Raw genomic sequence first — 21,098 nt, 5'->3', positions numbered from 1 at the left:
TCTATGAAGTCGGCAAATTATTAGGCAGCCCGCATTAATGCAAAAGGCGAGTAGTATTTTAAAAATGAAATACCAAGAAGTTAGATGGGTAGCTAAATTCTTTTCAATTTTAGAAAAATATTATCAATATTGCTAAATTGGTGATTTCGATAATTACTATGTTTTACAGTGCACCTTGCCAAAAATGAAAATAAATAAAGAATTTTAATATTAAAACTGTAGATTTTATAAGGTTTACAGAATTGGCATAATTTTTGCATATAAAGATTTGCATACAACTAATGGGAAGAAATAAAAACGGCAGCATTTCAGATTACTAAAATTAGGAGGCATAATAATAATGAACTATTCATCAAAGCTAGTAAAAGTAAATAAAGATCCAGGGTATGGCTCACACATCTCCCCTGTTTATATGACTTCAACATTTGTTTTTGATAATGCAGAAGTAGGAGCACAACGCTTCGCAGGAGAAGATCCAGGATTTATGTATTCACGCCTGGGAAATCCAAATGTAAGAGAATTGGAAGAGAAGGTAGCAGCATTGGAATTTGGTGAAGGTTGTTTAGCTTTCTCATCTGGAATGGCTGCCATAACTGGCTGCCTTTTGGGTGTTTTACAGGCAGGAGATCACGTTGTTGCACACACAGCGTTGTATGGGGCGACGCAAGCATTTCTATCCAAAACAGTAAAGAAATTTGGAATTGATGTAACTTTTGTACCGTTTAAGACAGGGGAAGAGCTTGAACCACACATTACAGATAGAACGAAAGTGGTCTACTTCGAAACTCCTTCTAATCCCACGCTTTCCTTAGTGGATATGAAGAGTGTAGCGGCGATCGCAAAGCAAAAGGGTATCTTAACTATTGTTGATAATACGTTTTTGTCCCCATATTTACAAAATCCTATTCTATGCGGCATTGATATTGTTGTCCACAGTGCAACGAAATATTTGTCGGGTCATGGATATCTTATTGGCGGACTAGTAATTTCCAGCAAGGAAATTATTGATACGATGAGAAAAGAAGTGCAGAAGACGATGGGAGCAAATTTGGCCCCTATGGATGCCTGGCTTCTCTTTCAAGGGATACGTACATTGCACATTCGCATGGACCGCTCACAAGAAAATGCACAAATTTTGGCTGAACGCCTGGAAAAACATAAGGCTATAGAGAAGGTTTATTTTCCAGGGCTAGCAAGTTTTGAAGATAAAAATATCATGGAGAAACAAATGAAAGGTCCTGGAGCAATGATTTCTTTTGTCTTGAAGGGTGGATACGAAACAGGTGTTAAAGTTATGAATTCTGTAAAACTGAGTACTTTAGCAGTTTCCCTAGGAGATGTAGGTACATTAATTCAACATCCAGCTTCGATGACACATGCGATAATCCCTAAAGAAGAAAGAGAAAAAGCAGGTCTTTATGATGGACTCGTTCGTTTTTCAGTTGGAATTGAAGATGTAGAAGATATATGGAAGGATCTCGAAATGGCATTAGAATAAGGCACGGCTGTAGGATTTGTCAATTTCATTGCGGTTACGGGAATTATACTGCTGGCATGAATAGCAAATTAATATTCATATTTAAGAGATTAGCGAAGCAAGGAGGCAAGTGATGTATAAAAAAGGAAAAGGGAGGCCCCTGAATTCTGATGGAGATAGTGCAGTATCAATCCTCGAGGGTCGGTCAAAAGATTTTCTTCCGCAATCGGGGAGGCTTCTTGCGTATCGGTCATGCGGGGGTAATAAAGCAGGGGATAGGAATTGAACCGGGAGATTTGTTGAGTGTTTAGGTTAAATATGATCTGGAAAAATCCAACTAGATAAAGAAGGTGTAAATATGCTAAACCCATTGGCTTTAGAATTAAATCATGTCATTGAAGAACGGAATAAACCAGTATATGAGATGTTTTCAATTTTAAGAAAATCCTAGTATTAGTAGCGGAAGAATTAAAAATTAGTTTATCGACACTTTATCGTAAGCTAAAACGATACAATCTAAAAGATTGATCCACTTTACCTAAGATTGCAAATTTTATTTGCAATCTTTTTTCGTCTGCGTAGGGGATATTTCGCATATTTGGAAATATCTTTTCCGAATTTGGGAACCGAAAAACAGTTCGGATTGGTAGGCTATCACAATATTCGTCGCGGAAATGAGAATTTATCAACTAGTTCGATAGTAGGAATGTTGAATTAACAAGGATTTTATTTTGGCACAACCCTTGCATAATATGATAACGAAAAGGAGGAGGTGGAGTCCATTTGAAAGTATAGATAGAATTTACAGAATATTATAAATATACAAAAAATGAAACTTGGAATCTGCAAATCATTTTTTTGGAAAATGCAGGGGGGACACTAGTGTTGTATTAATTTAAATTATGGTTTTCACTAATCAATTATTTGAGGAACAGGTGAAAATGATGAAATTAGATTACTATACGACAAAATTTACAACGGAGTCGTTCCTAAAATTACTGCTTTTTGCGCAGCTAGAAGAAGTCGAAAGCCTTCATGCGCGCTGGGCGATTGTCTTCGAAGGCGGGAGTGAAGTTGCATCTGCGTCTTGTGTTTATGGAAAAAAGAATTTCCTATCCTGAAAAAGCCGTTATGACAACTGCCAAAGAACATGACCGAGGCCAGCTTGAAATCATGCTAGATGACAAAAAATGAATGTATGTGTTTGACCGTGTTTACCTAGATTATGAACGTTTTGACCGAATGACCGATGATGGCTGCTTCTTTCAAGGCTGCGGAAAACTCTGTAATACGTGAAGTTTATAACTTTAAACTTTCTAAAAATACGTCTGTATTATCGGATCAAATGGTGTTGATTGGTACGACACAAAACCGTGCTTAAAATTCGCCTTTTAAAGGATTCAAAAGGTAATGAGCCCCATTTAATCACCAATCAGTTTGATTTAAGTGCAGACGAAATTTCAGAAATGTACAGATCACTCTGGGTCATTGAATTGTTTTTCAAATGGATTGTACAACATCCCACCATCAAAAAGTTCTACGGTCAAAGTGAATGGGCGATTCAAAATCAACTATTTATGGCGCTTATTGTTTTTTGCCTACATGTACTTGTACAAATTGAAACAAAATCAAACGAAAAAACTTTACAAATGAGCCGTTATTTGAGGGCTGTATTATGGAAACCAGTGTATATCTGCCTTCGAAGGATTGAATGAAATTTTGTTGTTGTCGCACAGATTTAATTGTAAATAAAATTCCAAATGGACAGAATCACCTTTTATAAGGTATTTACCTTTGTGGCTCCAAACAGAAAGAATGATTAACCTGAAGATGACACTATTTATGCAAAGCTGGTGAGGGAGGAATTATTTATGAAAAAGAGTTTCATCATCATCACTTTTTCGATACTCGTAGCACTTGTATTATCTGCATGCGGAAAGGCCGAAAATCAGGCAGCAAGTCAACCAGGCAAACAGGCAGATGAGAGCAGGGATATACTAGAGCAAATTAAATCGAGTGGGACCATTAAAATTGGAACAGAAGGAACCTTTGCACCTTTTAGCTACCATGATTCTTCAGGGAACTTAACCGGTTTTGATGTTGAAATCGCGGAGGAAGTAGCAAAAAGACTTGGTGTGAAACCAGAATTCATTGAAACCCAATGGGACGGTATGTTCGCAGGACTCGATTCAAAGCGGTTCGATATTATTGCTAATAATGTAGGAATTACTCCTGACCGCCAGAAAAAATACGATTTTTCAGTGCCGTATATTATGTCAAAACCTTTCTTAATTGTTCACAAGGACAATAATACGATTAAATCATTTGAAGATTTGAAAGGAATAAAATCAGCTCAGACATTAACTAGTAACTATAAAGATATAGCAGCATCTTATGGTGCTGAGATCGTTGGAGTAGAAGGTTTTAATCAATCCATTGATTTATTACTTTCAAAACGTGCGGAAGCGGTTGTAAATGACGGACTATCCTACCTAGATTTCAAAAAGCAAAAACCTGATGCACCGGTTAAATCTGTCGCAGAACTTGATGATCCGGCAAAAATGGGGGTCATGATGAGAAAAGGGAATAAAGAATTGGAAGAGGCCGTAAATAAAGCGCTTTCCGACATGATGAAGGATGGTAAATATTTAAGTATTTCACAAAAATATTTTGGAAAAGATGTTTCAAAATAGGGAGGGTTATACATGTTTGCTGATGAAAGAATGGACCAGATTGTTGACATCATTGTACATTCCTTTTTCCCGATGTTAAAAGCTGGGGTTGCGTTTACGGTTCCCTTGACATTAGTATCCTTTTTACTGGGACTCCTTCTTGCTTTACTTACGGCATTGGCTCGAATCTCGGGAATTAAACTTCTAGACGCTGTTGCAAGATTTTATGTATGGGTGATTAGGGGAACACCGCTGCTTGTTCAGTTGTTTATCATTTTCTATGGCCTTCCGAGTATAGGCATTACGATCAGCCCCCTTCCTGCTGCGATTATCGGTTTTACGCTTAGTGTTGGCGCCTACAACTCAGAGATTATTCGTGCGGCTATACTCTCCATTTCCAAAGGTCAATGGGAGGCGGCTTATTCTATTGGGATGAGCAATCCGCAGGCATTAAAAAGAATTATTCTCCCTCAGGCAACAAGGGTATCTGTCCCGCCTTTGGCAAACAGTTTTATTAGCTTGGTAAAGGATACATCGTTGGCCGCTACCATTACGGTGACTGAGATGTTTAGAGTTGCTCAGCAAATTACCGCAACAACCTATGAACCATTGGTACTCTATTGTCTAGCAGGATTTATTTATTTGATTTTCAGTACTGTTCTTTCGAATGCTCAAGGACAGATGGAAAAACGGCTCGATCGTTATGTGACTGGCTAATTTGATAGGGGGAAATATACATGATTGAAATAAAGAACCTGCATAAACAATTTGGACAAACAGAGGTTTTAAAGGGAATCGATCTAAAAATTGAGGAAGGCCATACAGTTTGTATTATTGGGCCATCGGGTTCAGGGAAAACAACCTTGTTACGCTGCCTGAATTTATTGGAAACGCCTACAAAAGGGACCATCAAACTTGGAAAGTTTTCTTTGGATTTTCAGGATAAAAAACCAGTTCCAAAAGATAGGGTGATTAAGTTCCGTCAACAAACGGGTATGGTTTTCCAAGGTTACAATTTGTTCCCTCATATGACTGCACTTGAAAATGTTATGGAAGGTCTTGTTTATGTTCGTAAACAAGACAAGGAAGCCTCTCGTACGAAGGCTCTTCAATTGCTGAAAAAGGTAGGATTATCGGAACGGGCGAACCACTATCCATCCCAGCTATCCGGTGGACAACAACAACGTGTAGGAATTGCAAGGGCGATGGCTATGGAACCTGAAGTTCTGCTTTTTGATGAACCTACTTCCGCGTTAGATCCTGAGTTAGTTGGTGAGGTTCTTAAGGTCATGAAAGAACTTGCTAAAGAAGGAATGACCATGGTTGTAGTGACACATGAAATGAATTTTGCGCGTGAAGCAGCGGATAAAGTCGTATTTATTGATAAAGGTGTAATCGTTGAAGAAGGAACACCGCAACAAATTTTTGAAAATACAGGGCATGAACGGACATTACAATTTTTAAATAGACTTTGTTCATAGGTAAGGGCAGGTATCCCTATGCTGCGGAAAAATGGAAAACTCGTTACTCGGCACTTTTCCGCAGGTTAGAACGACAGAATCTTATAACTTATACCTTGGGATTGCAAATTTCAGTTGCAATCTTTTTTTGAATAACTAAGAAAAAATTTTCAAACTCGGGAGATGGATTTTGCAGATTTAGAGGCTCAGATTGATTCTTCCGTTAAAATGTTAATCCTTTGCAGCCCGCATAATCCGGTGGGAAGGATCTGGACACGACAAGAGCTCACACGGTCTAGGGGGAGAAGGCTTTATGAGAATGATATCGCGTCCCCGCTCTACTATGGAAAAGGCTCTACTACAGTTAGAACAAGCAGTCAAGCAACTTTCCTATACAGGAAAGTAAAACATCAGAATATTGGGGAGGAATTAAAATGGATCACACGAATGAATATGATATCAAAAATTTTGTTCAAGATATGACGGTTATGGTGGAACGGAGTCAGAATGATAACGAATGTGTTGTGGAAGCAGAAAGGTTAGTTGGTAAATTAATTCAATCCCAATCATGGCTTCCTTCTGAGAAAAGAAGACCCAGTGAGGGAGGGTACTCGCGGCATCTGTTGTATTGTGACCCAGAGGATCGTTTCGAAGTGATCGTGCTAGTCTGGAAGCCCGGCCAGAAGACCACTCTTCATGATCACGATGATACATGGGGAGCAGAAGGAGTTGTCGCGGGTAAGGTTAAAGTGACTAATTATATACGATTAGAGGAATTATCCGGGGGCAATATTGTTAAGTTACAGCATACTGATACCATCATTGTAAAAGAGCAGAATACAGGAAAGCTACTGCCTCCAGCAGACTGTCATATCTTGGAGGGGGTAGGTAATAAACCAGCTATCACAATCCACGTTTATGGAAAGCAATTGAGAAAATTTCGGGTATACACCCCTTTAGACGAAGAGGGGCTATATCTTGCAAAAGAAAAGCGGGTTGAATACTCCCCTGCTTAGAATCGATTAAATAGTGAAAGTGTGGTCCGGTCTGTCCTTACATTCTAAGCAGAGGCGGGCTACACAATTTCATTTTGTCACATTCAGAATTTAATGGAGAAAATGCGGATTTACAACTAATCATAATAAAAAGCCACCTTAAAAAAGCCGGCTTTACCACTTACGTCAATTAATAAGGATTAACATGGTAAAGGTAAACATGATGAGGATGATAACGGAAACCAAATTCATCTAGACGCCAATCACTTAATTTATAATGTCTCATGGGTGGACCATAATGTTTTTTCCAGACGGCCCAAAGTCTAATACACCACCTTTTATCCATATCTTATGAATGGGTAAATGAGTATGATTGGGTCTTTATTTTCTATTATATTCCTCATACGCTTTCTTCTGGAGATCATTGAAAGCTTTTACCTGGTAACTGTGTAGCCCGCAAAAATAGCCTTCCAGCTCCCCACTGGTCCAACTATAAAGAGGTTTTAACCATTCGAGCTTTGGGAACCTTCTCTGACAATACAAACAATAACTTTCTTTACTTAATTCCAATTTTTAAACCAATCCACCAGATCCACGGCTTCCCTTTATTTCTTTGCTGAAATTGATTATATGCTTCAATTAACCCTTGCTTTGAAATGAATTCATTCATTATTTTGTGCTGGAACAATAAAAATTCCGCTTCCTTGTCCGTTATGTGGTCCTGGTTTTTTATGATAAACCAAAGCGCGCATCATCCTCTTAGGCTCTCGCTTGCTCCTCGTTTTGTGACTATAAGTGTCTTTACAGTGATAAGCTTCCATAAATGTTGGCGGTATTGCCATATGCTGTTTCCCATATGTCTTTCTAGCCTTCTTATACCATTATTCGATTTAGTGGTGCCAATGGATTTGCAAATATTGTTCAAGTTTTACAACAACTATCTTGTATCTTTCCTTTATAACTTTCTTGGCTTTTAATCCACCGTTTTGTTACATGTTTTCTTGGTCTTGAAAAAATTTTTCTCAAACGTGATAGAAAATAGGAATGATTAACCTATAAGTGGCTGAAAAAATAGTGATTTTGCAAGGAATTAAAGATTGGCACGAATATTGCTAATTAATATTCATGATAAGAGATAAGGAGGTAAGCGATGTATAAAGCCGTTATTCTAGGAACTGGACCTGCTGGGTTAACCGCAGCAATCTATTTAGCACGTGCTAACATAAGTCCTTTGGTCATTGAAGGGCCTGAACCAGGGGGGCAATTGACATTGACAACAGATGTCGAGAATTTTCCTGGTTTTCCTGAAGGGATTATGGGACGAGAGTTGATGCAGAACATGCGAAAGCAAGCGGAGTTTTTTGGAGCAAAGTTTAAAAGAGGCTGGGTTAAAAAAGTCGACTTTTCCAATAACCCTTTTACCTTAACGGTGGAAGGAATAGGGGAGCTTAAAACGCAATCTTTAATCATTTCAACGGGAGCTTCAGCGAAACTTTTGGAGATTCCAGGGGAAAGAGAAAATATTGGTCGTGGGGTAAGCACCTGTGCAACATGCGATGGATTTTTCTTTAGAGGAAAGAAAATTATCGTTGTCGGGGGAGGAGATTCTGCTATGGAAGAGGCAAATTTTTTAACGAAGTTTGCTTCGGAGGTTCGGGTTGTCCACCGCAGAAAGGAGCTTCGAGCTTCCCAAATTATGCAAGACCGTGCCAAAAAGAATCCCAAAATTACGTGGAGCTTAAATTCCATTCCTGAAGAAGTGATCGCAGGGGATCGACACGTTACTGGCTTGAAAGTGAAAAACAGCGAAACAGGAAAAGAGGAAGTTCTGGAAACTGATGGTGTTTTCATTGCCATTGGGCACAAACCGAACACAGCATTTTTAGATAATCAAATCAAAACGGAAGAAATGGGATATATCATGGTGAATCCTGGTACAACCGAAACGAATATCCCAGGTGTATTTGCCTGCGGGGATGTTCAAGATCATAAATACCGCCAAGCCATTACGGCTGCGGGAAGTGGTTGTATGGCTGCTCTGGATTGCGAAAAATATCTTGATGCAAGTGAATTATATAGTGGAAACAATCAATCTATCAATGAGAACCAAATATGGGGAGGATTTTAATAATGAAAGAGATTAAAACAAAACAAGAGTTTGAAGAGGCGATTTTATCAACAAAACCAGTTATGGCCAAATTCTATGCCGAATATTGCCCAGACTGTCAGCATACCGATTTATTTATGCCCATCTTGGAAGAAGCGTATAGAGAAAAAGTGGATATGATTGCGGTAAATCGTGAACATTTTCCAGAGGTATTAGAGAAGCTCGATGTGTACGGAATCCCAAGCTTTATTGCTTTTAAAGAAGGGAAGGAACTGAACCGCTTTGTAAGTAAACTTGGAAAAAGTCAGGAAGAGGTTGAACAGTTTCTAAATCAAATTGTAGAGGCAAGTGGAAACCTAGGATAGAAAATCCTTGCCTGGGCCAATAAATATTGAGCAGTCACTCAATATTTATTGGCCATCTTTTTAGTCTCAACAATCTTATCAACTATTTTTTCATAGAAACTATACAGTTTTTAGAGTTTGACTTTGTGCATGTAGAAGATGAGTATTGTATGCCCTTTTTTGCTTCAAGGGGGATAAGAAATGGAACTTATGAAATATGCGAAGGAATAAAATGATCTAAAATCCAAAATGGAAACATCAGCATTAAACTATGGACTGGTGATTCATAAACGATTGAATATAGCCATGAATTAGATCTATTATTTAATAAAGTTAGATATACAGGATTAAAACAGTTTACACGTCTTAATGGTTTGTCAGGAGGAACAGAGGATGAAAACGACAAAACGATTCCCAAAAGACGTATAAAATTTGGAGGCACGAGTATGCTAACATACATATATAAGTTGCCGCGGGAGGTGAGTAAGTATGAGTAATGATGCAAGAGGTTCTAAAAAAAATAAACAAAATGATGCAAACCACGTGAATGCTAAGACGAAAGCCAATCAAAGACGAATTTCAGAAAAGAATAACCAAGAGAATAATGATAAGAAAGAATAATGAGAAGGTTCAGTAGGGACTGATTTTTTATGATTCCACTATAAATTTCTTCTCATATAACAAAAAAAGAATACAGAAAAATTTTTACTAGAGAACTTGATATACCGACGTCAGTTCTCTTTATTGATTGATCACTCGAAAAAGAAGGTCATATTCAGGACCATACACCTCGTTAGAATATATATATTAAAAGTAATTTTTATAAATATAAGTTCGTTTCCTTTTGTCCTGGAGTTACTGCCTAATTAAAACCATCTTTTACATAAGCTCTAGTTGACGAGTGACACAAAAGTCCTAGCATTGGGTGGCGTATTATAAAAAACATGGTATAGAAGGGATAATTTTAGGACTAATTATATCTTTATGTATAGTAGCGATACTAACAAAGTTGATTGGTGTGTCAGCTGGTGCAAAACTGGGAGGATTTAACTGGAATAGTTCATTAGGGATAGGTTCAGCCGATGGTTTCCAGGGAAGAAGTGGCACTCATTAGTGCTGCAATTAGCTTAGGAGCCAATTTACTCACTCAAGAAATGTCTGCTGTTGTTGTAGTTGTAATATTGGTTACAACGATTGTTACCCCTCCAATGATGAAATGGTTCTTTAATCAAGTTTATAATTTACATGGACAGAAATAATATCACCATCTTTAGCTGTCAGAAAGGGCCTTTCTAGGTCGAAAGGATTCTTCTAATCAGCTGAATAAAAGATAAAAGCGTCGTTGCATTATGATTTATTTTTTAGTTATTTTTTAAGATGTTGTACATCACATCATAATAACCAGTATCTTTACACTCCCTTGCCTATGAATATTCATAAAATTTTTGTTCATAATAAACATGACTAGTGGTTTAGACTTTCGTAAAAATGGTGAATAGTGAAGGAGACTTATAACATGACACATAAACAACGATATCAGCAAGCTATCATTGCGGCTCAACAAGCACAACGGGCTTTTCAAACTGCTCAATCTAATGCAAACCCACAACAATATCAGCAGGCACAGCAACAACTTGAACAGGCTCAACAACATCTTCAACAAGTCCAACAGTCTTGGTTCTAATTCAACTAATAAATATTTTCTGAATCAATATGAATAAAAACACATGAAGAAAATAATAAAGGTAAATTGAAAAACATTTACTTTTGGTTAATCTAGGCTACGAAGGATGGTTCAAAATCACTATAGTTTAACAAGGCTTTGTTTGAAAATATAGGTTTAGCCCTTTTAACTAACTAATATCAACGTCTTCACCACTTGGTCTATTAGGAAATCCTTTCTTGTTGTATTTCCTGGCCTTATGTTTAATTAAGGTTGACCATAAACTCAGCATCAGAATAAAGCTCATTTATAAGCTTGTTAACAATCCCATCAAAATAAGCAAACAGTCCTTAATACCTTTTAACTCCATTCTTAACCTTCATAGCAAATTCCTTGAACACTTTGGTGCCAATCGCTATTTCTAGTTCCCTAGTGAAGGCTTTTTTGTTAGTAGAATAATCAACCAATCTATTACATTGCTTAATAATCTTCCAGAATACCTGTATAGTTTCAGCTTTTTCGTAGAATGACCCTACTAGATTACTAAATACATTTGGAACCCAATGTGCTACAGCTTTACGTTTATTGTTTTTAATAATTTGTTTTAAGAAAGAAGTATTTGTTTTAATGGCCGGACCCTTTTTGGAATCTTTCACAAGGTCTTTGCAGGACTTTTCATCCTTCACAGGTTGAATAATGATGGCATTAGCTGTTTGCATCTCAAACCCTTGGCACCTTGGTGTCAGGGGTTTATTATTTGGTGGGCAAATCTAAGTTATATAAATGAAATTGATATTTGCCCACCAAATTCAACAAAAAAATTTAATCAATGATTTCATTGGTGTATTCCTCAAACTTGTCTACGTTTTCTTTTCGAGTTTTTTGCTTATATGTGCTTAAACATCAGAAGTTATAGCAACGCTGTCTTTTCTGAACATAGTTCATATCCACTCCAGCTTCAAGCTGGAGCACTGCATGTGTATGACGGAGGGAATGGATGGGAGGAGAAGGCAACTCAGCCCTTTTTAAGAAACTGCTGAATGCGTTAAATAAGGTAGACTTTGGCATGAAGCTGCCAACATCCCTGCAAAGTATTAGATTTGGATCATTTCAAGATTAGTTTTATATGGTTTTGCTGCCGTAGGTGTTGTTGGAGTACTTGTGTGAGTGTCTGGCTAATGGAAATAACCCGCTTATAAAAGAATCTACTAACATTTTTCCAACGAAAGAGTTTTTCGAATAATAATTTTAATTAACTGATGAAGTGTACTAAATAATGTACTCTCCTTTTATCTTTTAATGAACGAACGCACCTGTTAGTTGAACAAGATTTTTTTATTAATGTTCTTTAATGGGCATAAACCCAAAATCTAGATGCAAAAAAACCGGAATGGTAGATGGAGTGAATGTAGGTACCTCTACCTCATTCCCGGATATAACCAACTTTTCCAGGTATTCTGTAACATTACTCGTATTTAAGCTTTTTTTATTTATGCGTTAGGGTACGGGGAGCTAGCTCACTCAAGCGAGTTGCTTTCCTTGGCAACAGGACATCCGGAGTTGTACTTGAAGCAAAAACTTTTACGGTATCTCCGGCATTTAATTTCACTATGACACTAACTGATATAACTAGAGAGTATCATAGGATACATTTACATTCACAATTGGATTACCTACGTTTGAAATAGTATCGGTATCATTTTGAGCCTGGGCCTGAAGTTGAGCTAGAAGTTGAGCCTGAAGTTGCGCCTGGGCTTGAAGTTGAGCTTGAAGTTGCTCTTGTATTTGTTGCTGTTGTATAAGTTGGAATTGAATTTTTTCTAATTTACAGTTACTATCATCATGATTGACATAATCGCATCGTTTTTTCTTCATACAACCATCATCATGCTGGTCATGATCGCATCGTTTTTTCTTCATACAACCATCATCATGCTGGTCATAATCGCATCGTTTTTTCTTCATACAACCATCATCATGCTGGTGATTGTCGCATCGTTTTTCCCTCATACAACCATCATCATGCTGGTCATGATCGCATCGTTTTTTCTTCATACAACCATCATCATGCTGGTCATGATCGCATCGTTTTTTCTTCATACAACCATCATTATGCTGGTCATGATCGCAGTGTTTTTTCTTCATGCAACCATCATCATGCTGGTGATGATCGCATCGTTTTTTCTTCATACAACCATCATCATGCTGGTGATTGTCGCATCGTTTTTTCCTCATACAACCATCATCATGCTGGTCATGATCGCATCGTTTTTTCTTCAAACAAGAATCATCATGCTGGTCATGATCGCATCGTTTTTTCTTCAAACAACAATCATTATGCTGGTGATTGTCGCATCGTTTTTTCTTCATACAACCATCATCATGATGGTGATTGTCGCATCGTTTTTTCTTCATACAACAATCAACGTGATGGTCATGATCGCATCGTTTTTTCTTCATACAACAATCAACGTGATGGTCATGATCGCATCGTTTTTTCTTTATACAACAATCATCGTGATTAGGCATAAAAATATCACTCCTTTTTTTGCTATACTTTAAGTTACTTTTCAAGGTCGCATTATTTTGGACAAGTATCCCTGTATTCCTATTATATGAACAATTTCAAAAAATGAATGAGCACTCTCCCTATTAAAAATTAATGTAGAGTGAAATTCAGAAATTATAATTAAGGATGGTTTGCTCCGCATTCCGTCTTTTGTTGAATATATATCCTAAGCGTCTACACCGTTGGTAGGCGTTTTTTAATACTTTCTTTCGGGATGCCTTTTTGCAGGAAATCATCTTCTTTTGCCGAATTTGTAGGGCAAAAGGGGTGTTGAAGGTGGATATCATATCATCATTATTAAAAAAATAAGAACGTGTCTATTTTTTTATATTCACAGTTATTGCGATAAATAAAAATTGATTGAAGGAATACATTCTCAATAACCCTCGGAATAAAACCATCGATCTTTTTATCGAGATGGTTTTTTTATTTATAGCTCTGTTAATAGTACATTTACTCAATAAGTGCATAAGATAATTTTAAAAACTGAAGGATTGAGAAAAATGTATTATGTTCCTTATATACATCCCTATGAATATCAAAATCCTTATTATGTTAATGTACCTATGAGAAATCCTGATTATAGGCGTGCTAATAATGCTAATCAATTGGGTTTTTTACAAACATCAAACGGAAGAAATCATACTGATGCAAAAGATTATGGACCAAAACCATTTGTAGTAAATATCAACGAGGCTTCGAAACAAAACACTACCTACCGTACTGCTATTTGGACAGGTAAACATTTGCAAGTTACACTGATGAGTCTTAAAGTTGGTGAAGATATTGGTTTGGAAATTCACCCTAATGTTGACCAATTTTTGCGTATTGAGCAAGGTCAAGGGGTTGTTCAAATGGGGAATAGACAGGATAATTTATACTTTGTACGAAACGTCCATGATGATTTTGCAATAATGATACCTGCTGGCACATGGCATAATGTAACCAATACAGGTAACATTCCTCTAAAACTTTATTCGATATATGCTCCTCCTAACCATCCATTTGGCACTGTTCATGTTACCAAAGCAGATGCATTGGCTTCGGAAGAAGGGCATCGGATATGGCAATAGATCAAACCTTTAAAAAAATACCTATCACCTTAACTTTGAGTATATTCTTCAGTGATATCATTAGTGTAATCGTTAAGGATTAATAATAGCCCTTTTCGAATCGAGTGGGGTAGGGCTCCGTTTTTTTTGTAAATAAAGTAAATACACTTTTAATAATCCTTTTGCAATCATCGCTGTCCCATTCTCCTCAATCGTGGGGGAATTTAGGTTAATTAGAAAATGAATGGAGATAAGTATTATTGTACTATCCCCAATAATACGCCATACAAACAAGCCCGTCTTTTATCGAGAGGGGCGTTTTTGTATTAATCGATTGAATGTTATTTAATTAATGATATACGTTAATAATTTGGATGCCCAATCACCATAATTCGTGATAGGCATATTAACTTGTAAACTAACTGGATTACTGTTCCAGTCTTTAAGACCTAAACGAGATATAGTGAATTATTTTGTTGGTGTCTTATTACTGAAACTCCCTGTGAAAGTTGGGTTCCTACTGGACCAGCATCTGGATGCGCTATCTAAAGTTTGTAGTATTTTACAAGTACCATTTGTTTCTCCATAAACATCGATTGTTGTTGCTGATTTTGTATAATTGGTAGCATCTGTTACTGCTCTCGCTTTACAAGAACCATAGATTGTTGAAATTTGCACTAAAATGACATTTCTATGTATTAAATCATTTAATATATTTAAATATAAATAGGTAGATCAAGCCAAGCTAAGGAGGGATTTTTCTTATTCGTTTTGATCTTAGTCACTAACTTCTTTTCTCAATAAGTGTAGTATGAAAACGAATCTGTATATGGAGTATATCCGGGGTATCCATATTCACCAATTCCACCATAAAAGGGCTCTGAAAGAAATGCTCCACCAGCAAGTCCCCCTGCGAAAGGAAGTCCATAGCTAATACCAATACCAACATAATCTCCAATGGGACCACCATATCCAATACTACCAACCGGACCAACATGCCCAATACTACCAACATGTCCAACCCCACCAATGTGTCCAACTCCACCAATGTGTCCAACCCCTCCAATGGGATCAATAACACCTAAAGTAATCCTCCTTAAATCAACTATATTTATATCTGCATTTAATTCACACATTCCAAGTAATCTCTCCCCTATTTTTCAATTTGATTTAGAGTATGAAAAGGTAAGGAAGAAGTTTAGGTTATTACCTAGGAATATCAACATTATTTATGTTTTATATTTTCTGTTACGAACCACATTTAACACATTTACAATAACCCCTCTCAATGTGAGAAGGGCTTTTAAAGTAGATTATCTTTACAAATCCAAATTCGTTCTGGTTATTAGTCGCATACTTTTTTTCTCAATAATAGTATAAATATGGGTCCGGATATGGTGCATAGCCTGGATATCCATATCCATATCCATATCCATCATATCCATATCCATCATATCCATATCCATAATACCCACCATAGCCGCCATAAAAAGGTCCTGCAAGCAAAGCTCCAGCAGCAAGACCACCTAAAAAAGGAAACCCAAACCCAAATGGTCTCCCAAACCCAAAAGGCCTTCCAAACCCAAAAGGTCGTCTCCCGAACCCAAAAGGCCTTCCAAAACCTCCAAAGTGACCTCCACCACCAAAACCAATACGTCTTCTTATATCGTTTAAATTTATATCTTCATCTGTGTATATATAATGCATTTTTTGAGGTTCCTCCTCTATTCTTCATTGATATAGAGTATGCAAAGAAAAGGCGGATGTTTAGGTTCATACCTAGGATATGTACTGGGAAACTTCTACTCTGTAAACATCTCGTTCCTTTAAGTAGGCCTTGGTGTTTATGTTCATTGTTTTTCTTCAAAAATTAATAACGAATGATTTAATTTCTGCGTGAGCTATTTCCTTAATCATATTACTCGGGAATGAAGGAAACCCTAGGTCAATGCTACTCTTATTGCCAGATTGAACAGTAATGGATTCGTCAGAGATGAGTATTAATGCACCTAAACATTTATTATCTTCTGCTGCAACCTGATTATCTGTCGCATCCATATCACCTTTGTTGTGAATATATCCGGTTACATTAACGCCTACACCCCAAAAAGTAAATCATAGCGATGAAGAATTATAATGTAATACTTAGAAATCGAATGATTTAAAATTTTTATAAAAAGAGGAACATATGGATAAAGGAGGAATTTGTGTGTATCGTAATATAATGATTTTCTTTTCCCTGTATTTTATAACTTCCTTATTCTCTAATTCACAATCTAGTACAGACAATGAAGTGTCAGTTATTGCCTCAGTAGACAATGACATTGATGAGGACAGAAGTAGAATGTTCCGTTCATTGTTTTAACTCCAATTCCCTAATGAAAAACATTAGCATCTATTATTTGGGGTGCTTTTATTTGCAGGGAAAATTGTCCCTTTTGTCAAATTAGTTAAACAAAGGGGATGAAAAAATGAATGATGATTATGAGAAAATCAGTATTTTATTATCCAATATGACAAACGAATTAGTGTCGAGTAGAGTAAGGGTTAGAGCTATAGTAGAATTGCTGGGTGAAAAAGGACTAATAACCCGCGAAGAGTACGAAGATAGGTTTAAAAAAGTTTTTGAACGAGATGCAATTTCATATAGAAATGATCTATTGAAAGAAGTCAAAATTGATGAATAAAAGGAGAAGGCATCCATTAATTTGGGTGCTTTTTTCATTGGGGTGAGAACGATGAACCATGATGAGAAACAGAATCCGGTTAAGAAGACAGTGAATCTAAGAAGTAGAATTCTGGAAGGCCAATGAATATGAAAGCTTTTACAAATAAGTATTTTACAAAATGAAATTTAAGCCAGAAGATTCCTAATGTGCAAAAAGGAAAAGAGCGTTAATCCTTATGTGATCAACGCTCCCGTTAGTGCAGAAACATTCATGCTATTTTTTTAGATTTGATTTCATTATTAGTGAAATCTGTTGCTCATTCGTATTTGAAATTTGTTCCAGTTGGTTAACATTTAACTTTTGTCTTTGCAATGGATGATTTTGACTAAACTTAGCTTTCCCTTCATTTTGTTGCTTTTTATTTTGCATCCTTGAACTCCTTTGTTCATACCAGCGAGAAACCCAGCATCTACATCTTGCAAACTGTATGAACTTCTCAGGAGCTTCGTACTTCGACAGCATATCATGTAGGACGCTAATTAACTCATGTTCATCCTCTTGCAGTTCGACTTCTCCGTAAACATGAACGGTCACATAATTCCATGTAGGTTAACTTTCATTCAGTTAGCTTTTCTCTGATATAGCTCCGTTTTTTGATACGGGAGCATTTTTGCCTAATATAACAGAAAAGACAACAATCACTGCTATTACAAGAGTGAAAATTGTAATGGATTCATCTAGAAATACTGTTGCAAATAGAATCATCAAAAATGGTTGTAAATATTGAATCTGACTAACTCTTGCTATCCCTCCCATAGCCATTCCGCTATACCAAGCAACATATGCTAGAAACTGGCTAACCACTGCGAGATAAATAAAACTAATCCAAGCTTGTATTGGGGCATGAAGCATTTCAGTTGTCAGGTTTAGACCAACTGGAATAATGAAAAATGGAGCACCAATCATAATTGCCCAGGCAATCACTTGCCAGCTACCTAATTCTTTCGCTAATTCTCCCCCTTCTGCGTAACTAAGTCCCAGAATGATCACTGCTGCCAGTAAAGCTAAATCGGCAATCTGCAATTGGCCGAATCCAAGATGAAGGGCATATATAATTACCGCTAATGAGCTGATCATACTTGAAATCCAGAATTTGAGAGAGGGGAATTCACCTGCCCTAAATATAGCAAATCCGGCTGTCGCTAACGGTAACAGAGCTAATTCCACAGCTCCATGAGAAACAGGTAAGGATTCCATTGCCCAAGAAGTGAGGAGAGGAAATCCTAAAACTGCACCAAAAGCAACAATGAGTAGACGTTTGAATTGGCGAAGAGAAGGCAGTTTTTCCTTTCGAACAATTAGTACAACGGCTACCAAAATAGCGGCTACGACTGTTCTTCCTAAACCAACGATCGTAGTCCCAAAATATTCCACTGCAATACTTGTAGAAGGGAGTGTTAAGCTAAAACAAATGACTCCCACTAATCCTAATAATAATCCGAATTTTTCTCTTGTTACTCCCCGCATCTTTTCTGACCCCCAATTATATTTTGTACCACATCTGTACCGTTTTTATCTTATTTAAAAAACAGTTTTGATATAATTAACATACTATGAGTGCAGTTAATAAAAATAAACGATTTTTTTACCTATCTGTCCTGGTACAGTTGGAGGGGGATCATTAAATGAATTCAAAATATATAAAGATAATGGAAGACATTAAGCTTCGACTAGAAGATGGTTCGCTAATTGCAGGCAGTAAACTGCCTTCTGTTCGTCAGTTATCTGAGTATTTTTCATGTAGCAAAAATACGGTCATTAAAGCATACGTAGAACTTGAAAAAGAGCATTTAATTTATTCTGTTCCTAAAAGCGGCTACTATGTTGTGAATGAATACCAAAAAGCGCCGGAAGAAAATGGGGTAATTGATTTTTTGTCTGCAGGTCCAGATAAAAATGTCATGCCTTATGTGGAATTTCAACATTGTATGAATCAAGCAATTGACCATTATAAAGAAGAGCTTTTTACATACTCTGATCAACAAGGGCTTTACTCATTACGAGTACAGTTGGTGAAATATCTGCAAAATTTACAGGTTTTCACTCAACCAGAAAGATTAGTCGTTGTATCTGGCTCCCAGCAAGCCCTTAATTTATTAGTGTCTATGCCATTTCCAAATGGAAAAAACAATATTCTAATTGAACAGCCTACTTATTTCGGATTCATTGAGTCAATCAATCTGCACCAAACTACTACTTTTGGAATTGAATTATCAATGGAAGGGATTGATCTTGATCGTCTGGAATACATTTTTCGAAATAATGATATAAAATTTTTCTATATTATCCCGAGATTTCACAATCCACTTGGACATTGTTATACGAATAGCGAAAAGAAAAAAATCGTGGAGTTAGCTGAGAAATACGATGTATATATAGTGGAGGATGATATATTAGGAGACCTTGATCCAAATCCAAAATCAGATCCATTATTTTCTTTTGATCCCTCTGGGAGAGTGATCTATATTAAAAGCCTTTCGAAAATTTTTCTCCCCGGGTTAAGGATTGGTACTGTCGTTCTTCCTGCATTAATGATTAACAATTTCATACGATATAAATTTAGTTCGGATTTTAATAGTTCAGCTCTTTCTCAAGGTGCGCTAGAAATCTATTTAAAAAGCGGTATGTTTAATAGCCATCTCAAAAAAGTTAAAGAGCTATATAGGACTAAAATGCAAATCCTTCAAGAAGCATGTCAATTATTTCTGCCGGCCAATACTTCTTTTTCAAAACCGACTTCCGGTTTCTATCTTTCCATCAGTTTACCCGAAAATGTGAAAGCAAAACAGGTGGTTCATATGTTAAACGAGCAGCATATATATGTTGATGATGCCTCTAGAATGTTTTTAGCAGAATATAAAAAGGAAAATCTCGTTCGATTATGCATCTCACAAGTGAATGAGAGTCAAATTAAACTAGGGGTAGAGCGGTTGGCTCACTGTATTGCTTTAATTGACAATAGAAAAAAATATGTAAATCCAAATAACTTTTTACTCATATAGTATGGGTAAGTTTTTATAGAGGGCATCATCTGAGGATTATACGGATTTCCAAGCATTTATCAAAACGGTTGATTATGTAACTTAGAAATTAAGTTATGTTCTTTTTGAATCATAATGATATGTTTTCTGTGAAGTTATCCTAATAATCCTGCAATAATATACTATATACCAATTGATTTTAAGATGTAATATATGGGTTACTTGAAAGGAGTTTTCCTCATGAATATTACGTCTTTTTTAATTTACTGTTTTATTGTTTAAAAAGCGTATATTGAATAACGGCGTTTGAATATATGTCACATTTAAAATGAAAAAACGATTAAATTAGGATAAAAATAAAAGGGGGAATAAAGTTGTCTTTAAACGTAGGGGATATTATTACATTTGAACGGACTTTCACTAAAGAGGATGTTGAATTGTTCACAAAAGTATCCTGGGATGAGGGGAATCACCATATTACTCCCGATGAACAGGGAAGACTTGTTATTCAAGGGTTGTTGACTGCTTGTTTACCAACAAAAGTTGGTGGAGAAAACAATGTACTGGCTCGTACCATGAATTTTGAGTTTATTAAACCAGTTTTTACAGGAGATACAATAATATGTGAAGTAACGATCGAAAAGTTTGAAAAGAAAGATAATGGTAGAATATCTATTTTGGCAACTTTCCTATGCACAAACCAGAATGAGCAAGTATTAAGAGGAAGCTTTGCGGGGGTCATATTATAAACTAATATATTTAGAACTGCTTCTATAGCCTCTAACCAGCCGGATAGCAGAAAGAAAAGATCATTCGTTACGAGGGTGCTTGTGGCTTTCAATGTGTTTTAGTAATTTTAAAGCATCCTGTCGTGAAGTGAACCCAAAAAGTTAGACACTTTATTTAGTTAGGCAACCTTGAAGGCATGAACCCGGTAATCAACCGGGCTCATGCCTTTTAATTTCACCTTAATTCGTTGGTGATTGTAATAATAAATATAATCTTCTAGTTCTTGTTTGAAATGCTTCATGCTGTCGAACGTTTGTAAA

Annotated in this window: 23 protein-coding genes and 4 pseudogenes; 19 read left to right on the top strand and 8 right to left on the bottom strand. The window is 36.6% G+C overall.

Annotation, left to right across the window (positions count from 1 at the left end):
- Window positions 1–340: 340 nt before the first annotated feature.
- The 14 genes and pseudogenes from N0M92_RS27675 (at window position 341) to N0M92_RS27615 (ending at window position 10,739) form a co-directional block, all read left to right on the top strand.
- Window positions 341–1,498 carry a trans-sulfuration enzyme family protein gene (locus N0M92_RS27675; protein ID WP_260288816.1) on the top strand — a complete coding sequence of 386 codons (1,158 nt, stop codon included), beginning with the start codon at window positions 341–343 and terminating at the stop codon, window positions 1,496–1,498.
- 149 nt (window positions 1,499–1,647) lie between these two features.
- A complete protein-coding gene (locus N0M92_RS27670; protein ID WP_260288815.1) occupies window positions 1,648–1,788 on the top strand; it encodes a hypothetical protein in 141 nt (46 codons plus the stop codon).
- Window positions 1,789–1,921: 133 nt separating this feature from the next.
- The gene (locus N0M92_RS29575; protein ID WP_397443934.1) at window positions 1,922–2,005 is read left to right on the top strand and encodes a helix-turn-helix domain-containing protein; all 84 of its coding nucleotides are present in this window, start codon (window positions 1,922–1,924) and stop codon (window positions 2,003–2,005) included.
- A gap of 374 nt (window positions 2,006–2,379) precedes the next feature.
- A pseudogene (locus N0M92_RS27665) lies at window positions 2,380–3,192 on the top strand (transposase).
- Window positions 3,193–3,348: 156 nt separating this feature from the next.
- The gene (locus tag N0M92_RS27660; protein WP_260288814.1) at window positions 3,349–4,170 is read left to right on the top strand and encodes an amino acid ABC transporter substrate-binding protein; all 822 of its coding nucleotides are present in this window, start codon (window positions 3,349–3,351) and stop codon (window positions 4,168–4,170) included.
- 12 nt (window positions 4,171–4,182) lie between these two features.
- A complete protein-coding gene (locus N0M92_RS27655) occupies window positions 4,183–4,866 on the top strand; it encodes an amino acid ABC transporter permease (RefSeq protein ID WP_260288813.1) in 684 nt (227 codons plus the stop codon).
- A 20-nt stretch (window positions 4,867–4,886) separates the two neighbouring features.
- On the top strand, window positions 4,887–5,630 hold the full coding sequence (locus N0M92_RS27650; RefSeq protein WP_260288812.1) for an amino acid ABC transporter ATP-binding protein: 744 nt from the start codon (window positions 4,887–4,889) through the stop codon (window positions 5,628–5,630).
- Window positions 5,631–5,792: 162 nt separating this feature from the next.
- Window positions 5,793–5,888 (top strand): annotated as a pseudogene (locus N0M92_RS27645) (aminotransferase class I/II-fold pyridoxal phosphate-dependent enzyme); the annotation flags it as partial.
- Window positions 5,889–6,043: 155 nt separating this feature from the next.
- Complete coding sequence (locus N0M92_RS27640) at window positions 6,044–6,625, top strand: cysteine dioxygenase family protein (RefSeq protein ID WP_260288811.1); 582 nt, start codon at window positions 6,044–6,046, stop codon at window positions 6,623–6,625.
- A gap of 1,129 nt (window positions 6,626–7,754) precedes the next feature.
- Window positions 7,755–8,732: a thioredoxin-disulfide reductase gene (trxB, locus tag N0M92_RS27635; RefSeq protein ID WP_260288810.1), complete on the top strand. Its 978-nt coding sequence runs from the start codon at window positions 7,755–7,757 to the stop codon at window positions 8,730–8,732.
- Window positions 8,733–8,734: 2 nt separating this feature from the next.
- Window positions 8,735–9,076, top strand: coding sequence for a thioredoxin family protein (locus N0M92_RS27630; protein WP_260288809.1), 342 nt, complete (start codon window positions 8,735–8,737; stop codon window positions 9,074–9,076).
- A 468-nt stretch (window positions 9,077–9,544) separates the two neighbouring features.
- Window positions 9,545–9,676: a hypothetical protein gene (locus N0M92_RS27625; RefSeq protein WP_260288808.1), complete on the top strand. Its 132-nt coding sequence runs from the start codon at window positions 9,545–9,547 to the stop codon at window positions 9,674–9,676.
- 343 nt (window positions 9,677–10,019) lie between these two features.
- Window positions 10,020–10,314 (top strand): annotated as a pseudogene (locus N0M92_RS27620) (cation:proton antiporter domain-containing protein); the annotation flags it as partial.
- 257 nt (window positions 10,315–10,571) lie between these two features.
- Complete coding sequence (locus N0M92_RS27615) at window positions 10,572–10,739, top strand: hypothetical protein (RefSeq protein WP_260288807.1); 168 nt, start codon at window positions 10,572–10,574, stop codon at window positions 10,737–10,739.
- A gap of 329 nt (window positions 10,740–11,068) precedes the next feature.
- Here the strand turns inward: N0M92_RS27615 and N0M92_RS27610 are convergent, their stop codons facing one another.
- Together N0M92_RS27610 and N0M92_RS27605 are read right to left on the bottom strand one after the other, a co-directional pair.
- Window positions 11,069–11,437, bottom strand: a complete 369-nt coding sequence (locus N0M92_RS27610) for a hypothetical protein (protein ID WP_260288806.1) — start codon at window positions 11,435–11,437, stop codon at window positions 11,069–11,071.
- 910 nt (window positions 11,438–12,347) lie between these two features.
- Window positions 12,348–12,593, bottom strand: coding sequence for a hypothetical protein (locus N0M92_RS27605; protein ID WP_260288805.1), 246 nt, complete (start codon window positions 12,591–12,593; stop codon window positions 12,348–12,350).
- Between N0M92_RS27605 and N0M92_RS27600 the strand changes: the two genes are divergently transcribed.
- Together N0M92_RS27600 and N0M92_RS27595 are read left to right on the top strand one after the other, a co-directional pair.
- A complete protein-coding gene (locus tag N0M92_RS27600) occupies window positions 12,561–13,280 on the top strand; it encodes a hypothetical protein (protein ID WP_260288804.1) in 720 nt (239 codons plus the stop codon). The genes N0M92_RS27605 and N0M92_RS27600 overlap by 33 nt on opposite strands.
- Window positions 13,281–13,790: 510 nt before the next feature.
- The gene (locus N0M92_RS27595; RefSeq protein ID WP_260288803.1) at window positions 13,791–14,360 is read left to right on the top strand and encodes a cupin domain-containing protein; all 570 of its coding nucleotides are present in this window, start codon (window positions 13,791–13,793) and stop codon (window positions 14,358–14,360) included.
- Window positions 14,361–15,136: 776 nt separating this feature from the next.
- Here N0M92_RS27595 and N0M92_RS27590 read toward each other — a convergent pair.
- The 3 genes from N0M92_RS27590 to N0M92_RS27580 all read right to left on the bottom strand — a co-directional run bounded on the left by N0M92_RS27590 (window position 15,137) and on the right by N0M92_RS27580 (window position 16,397).
- Complete coding sequence (locus tag N0M92_RS27590; RefSeq protein ID WP_260288802.1) at window positions 15,137–15,475, bottom strand: hypothetical protein; 339 nt, start codon at window positions 15,473–15,475, stop codon at window positions 15,137–15,139.
- A gap of 229 nt (window positions 15,476–15,704) precedes the next feature.
- Complete coding sequence (locus tag N0M92_RS27585; RefSeq protein ID WP_260288801.1) at window positions 15,705–16,046, bottom strand: hypothetical protein; 342 nt, start codon at window positions 16,044–16,046, stop codon at window positions 15,705–15,707.
- Window positions 16,047–16,202: 156 nt separating this feature from the next.
- Entirely contained in the window at window positions 16,203–16,397 is a 195-nt protein-coding gene (locus N0M92_RS27580) for a hypothetical protein (RefSeq protein ID WP_260288800.1), read from the bottom strand.
- A gap of 413 nt (window positions 16,398–16,810) precedes the next feature.
- Between N0M92_RS27580 and N0M92_RS27575 the strand changes: the two genes are divergently transcribed.
- Complete coding sequence (locus tag N0M92_RS27575; RefSeq protein ID WP_230303433.1) at window positions 16,811–17,026, top strand: hypothetical protein; 216 nt, start codon at window positions 16,811–16,813, stop codon at window positions 17,024–17,026.
- A gap of 255 nt (window positions 17,027–17,281) precedes the next feature.
- On the opposite strand, the pseudogene N0M92_RS27570 reads toward N0M92_RS27575, so the two are convergent.
- A pseudogene (locus tag N0M92_RS27570) lies at window positions 17,282–17,617 on the bottom strand (FMN-binding negative transcriptional regulator); the annotation flags it as partial.
- 15 nt (window positions 17,618–17,632) lie between these two features.
- Window positions 17,633–18,535 (bottom strand): DMT family transporter, encoded by a 903-nt coding sequence (locus N0M92_RS27565; RefSeq protein ID WP_260288799.1) that lies wholly within the window; start codon window positions 18,533–18,535, stop codon window positions 17,633–17,635.
- Window positions 18,536–18,693: 158 nt separating this feature from the next.
- Here N0M92_RS27565 and N0M92_RS27560 point away from each other — a divergent pair, with 158 nt between their 5' ends.
- Together N0M92_RS27560 and N0M92_RS27555 are read left to right on the top strand one after the other, a co-directional pair.
- Entirely contained in the window at window positions 18,694–20,070 is a 1,377-nt protein-coding gene (locus tag N0M92_RS27560; RefSeq protein ID WP_260288798.1) for an aminotransferase-like domain-containing protein, read from the top strand.
- Window positions 20,071–20,423: 353 nt separating this feature from the next.
- Window positions 20,424–20,798 (top strand): FAS1-like dehydratase domain-containing protein, encoded by a 375-nt coding sequence (locus tag N0M92_RS27555; RefSeq protein ID WP_260288797.1) that lies wholly within the window; start codon window positions 20,424–20,426, stop codon window positions 20,796–20,798.
- Window positions 20,799–20,956: 158 nt separating this feature from the next.
- On the opposite strand, the gene N0M92_RS27550 is transcribed toward N0M92_RS27555, so the two are convergent.
- Window positions 20,957–21,098: IS3 family transposase (locus N0M92_RS27550; RefSeq protein ID WP_260285602.1), on the bottom strand; the 142-nt coding region annotated here is incomplete at its 5' end.

Origin of the sequence: Peribacillus aracenensis (genome assembly GCF_025175645.1) — a bacterium.
GTDB classification, from domain to species: domain Bacteria; phylum Bacillota; class Bacilli; order Bacillales; family DSM-1321; genus Peribacillus; species Peribacillus aracenensis.
This window is presented reverse-complemented; position numbering and strand designations above follow the sequence as displayed.

What these genes read in the sequence shown, in the direction of transcription:
- N0M92_RS27675 (WP_260288816.1), top strand. Translation starts at nt 341, where the DNA reads ATGAACTATTCATCAAAGCTAGTAAAAGTAAATAAAGATCCAGGGTAT.
- N0M92_RS27670 (WP_260288815.1), top strand. Translation starts at nt 1,648, where the DNA reads ATGGAGATAGTGCAGTATCAATCCTCGAGGGTCGGTCAAAAGATTTTC.
- N0M92_RS27660 (WP_260288814.1), top strand. Translation starts at nt 3,349, where the DNA reads ATGAAAAAGAGTTTCATCATCATCACTTTTTCGATACTCGTAGCACTT.
- N0M92_RS27655 (WP_260288813.1), top strand. Translation starts at nt 4,183, where the DNA reads ATGTTTGCTGATGAAAGAATGGACCAGATTGTTGACATCATTGTACAT.
- N0M92_RS27650 (WP_260288812.1), top strand. Translation starts at nt 4,887, where the DNA reads ATGATTGAAATAAAGAACCTGCATAAACAATTTGGACAAACAGAGGTT.
- N0M92_RS27640 (WP_260288811.1), top strand. Translation starts at nt 6,044, where the DNA reads ATGGATCACACGAATGAATATGATATCAAAAATTTTGTTCAAGATATG.
- trxB (WP_260288810.1), top strand. Translation starts at nt 7,755, where the DNA reads ATGTATAAAGCCGTTATTCTAGGAACTGGACCTGCTGGGTTAACCGCA.
- N0M92_RS27630 (WP_260288809.1), top strand. Translation starts at nt 8,735, where the DNA reads ATGAAAGAGATTAAAACAAAACAAGAGTTTGAAGAGGCGATTTTATCA.
- N0M92_RS27625 (WP_260288808.1), top strand. Translation starts at nt 9,545, where the DNA reads ATGAGTAATGATGCAAGAGGTTCTAAAAAAAATAAACAAAATGATGCA.
- N0M92_RS27615 (WP_260288807.1), top strand. Translation starts at nt 10,572, where the DNA reads ATGACACATAAACAACGATATCAGCAAGCTATCATTGCGGCTCAACAA.
- N0M92_RS27610 (WP_260288806.1), bottom strand. Translation starts at nt 11,437, where the DNA reads ATGCAAACAGCTAATGCCATCATTATTCAACCTGTGAAGGATGAAAAG.
- N0M92_RS27600 (WP_260288804.1), top strand. Translation starts at nt 12,561, where the DNA reads ATGATTGACATAATCGCATCGTTTTTTCTTCATACAACCATCATCATG.
- N0M92_RS27605 (WP_260288805.1), bottom strand. Translation starts at nt 12,593, where the DNA reads ATGAAGAAAAAACGATGCGATTATGTCAATCATGATGATAGTAACTGT.
- N0M92_RS27595 (WP_260288803.1), top strand. Translation starts at nt 13,791, where the DNA reads ATGTATTATGTTCCTTATATACATCCCTATGAATATCAAAATCCTTAT.
- N0M92_RS27590 (WP_260288802.1), bottom strand. Translation starts at nt 15,475, where the DNA reads ATGTGTGAATTAAATGCAGATATAAATATAGTTGATTTAAGGAGGATT.
- N0M92_RS27585 (WP_260288801.1), bottom strand. Translation starts at nt 16,046, where the DNA reads ATGCATTATATATACACAGATGAAGATATAAATTTAAACGATATAAGA.
- N0M92_RS27580 (WP_260288800.1), bottom strand. Translation starts at nt 16,397, where the DNA reads ATGGATGCGACAGATAATCAGGTTGCAGCAGAAGATAATAAATGTTTA.
- N0M92_RS27575 (WP_230303433.1), top strand. Translation starts at nt 16,811, where the DNA reads ATGAATGATGATTATGAGAAAATCAGTATTTTATTATCCAATATGACA.
- N0M92_RS27565 (WP_260288799.1), bottom strand. Translation starts at nt 18,535, where the DNA reads ATGCGGGGAGTAACAAGAGAAAAATTCGGATTATTATTAGGATTAGTG.
- N0M92_RS27560 (WP_260288798.1), top strand. Translation starts at nt 18,694, where the DNA reads ATGAATTCAAAATATATAAAGATAATGGAAGACATTAAGCTTCGACTA.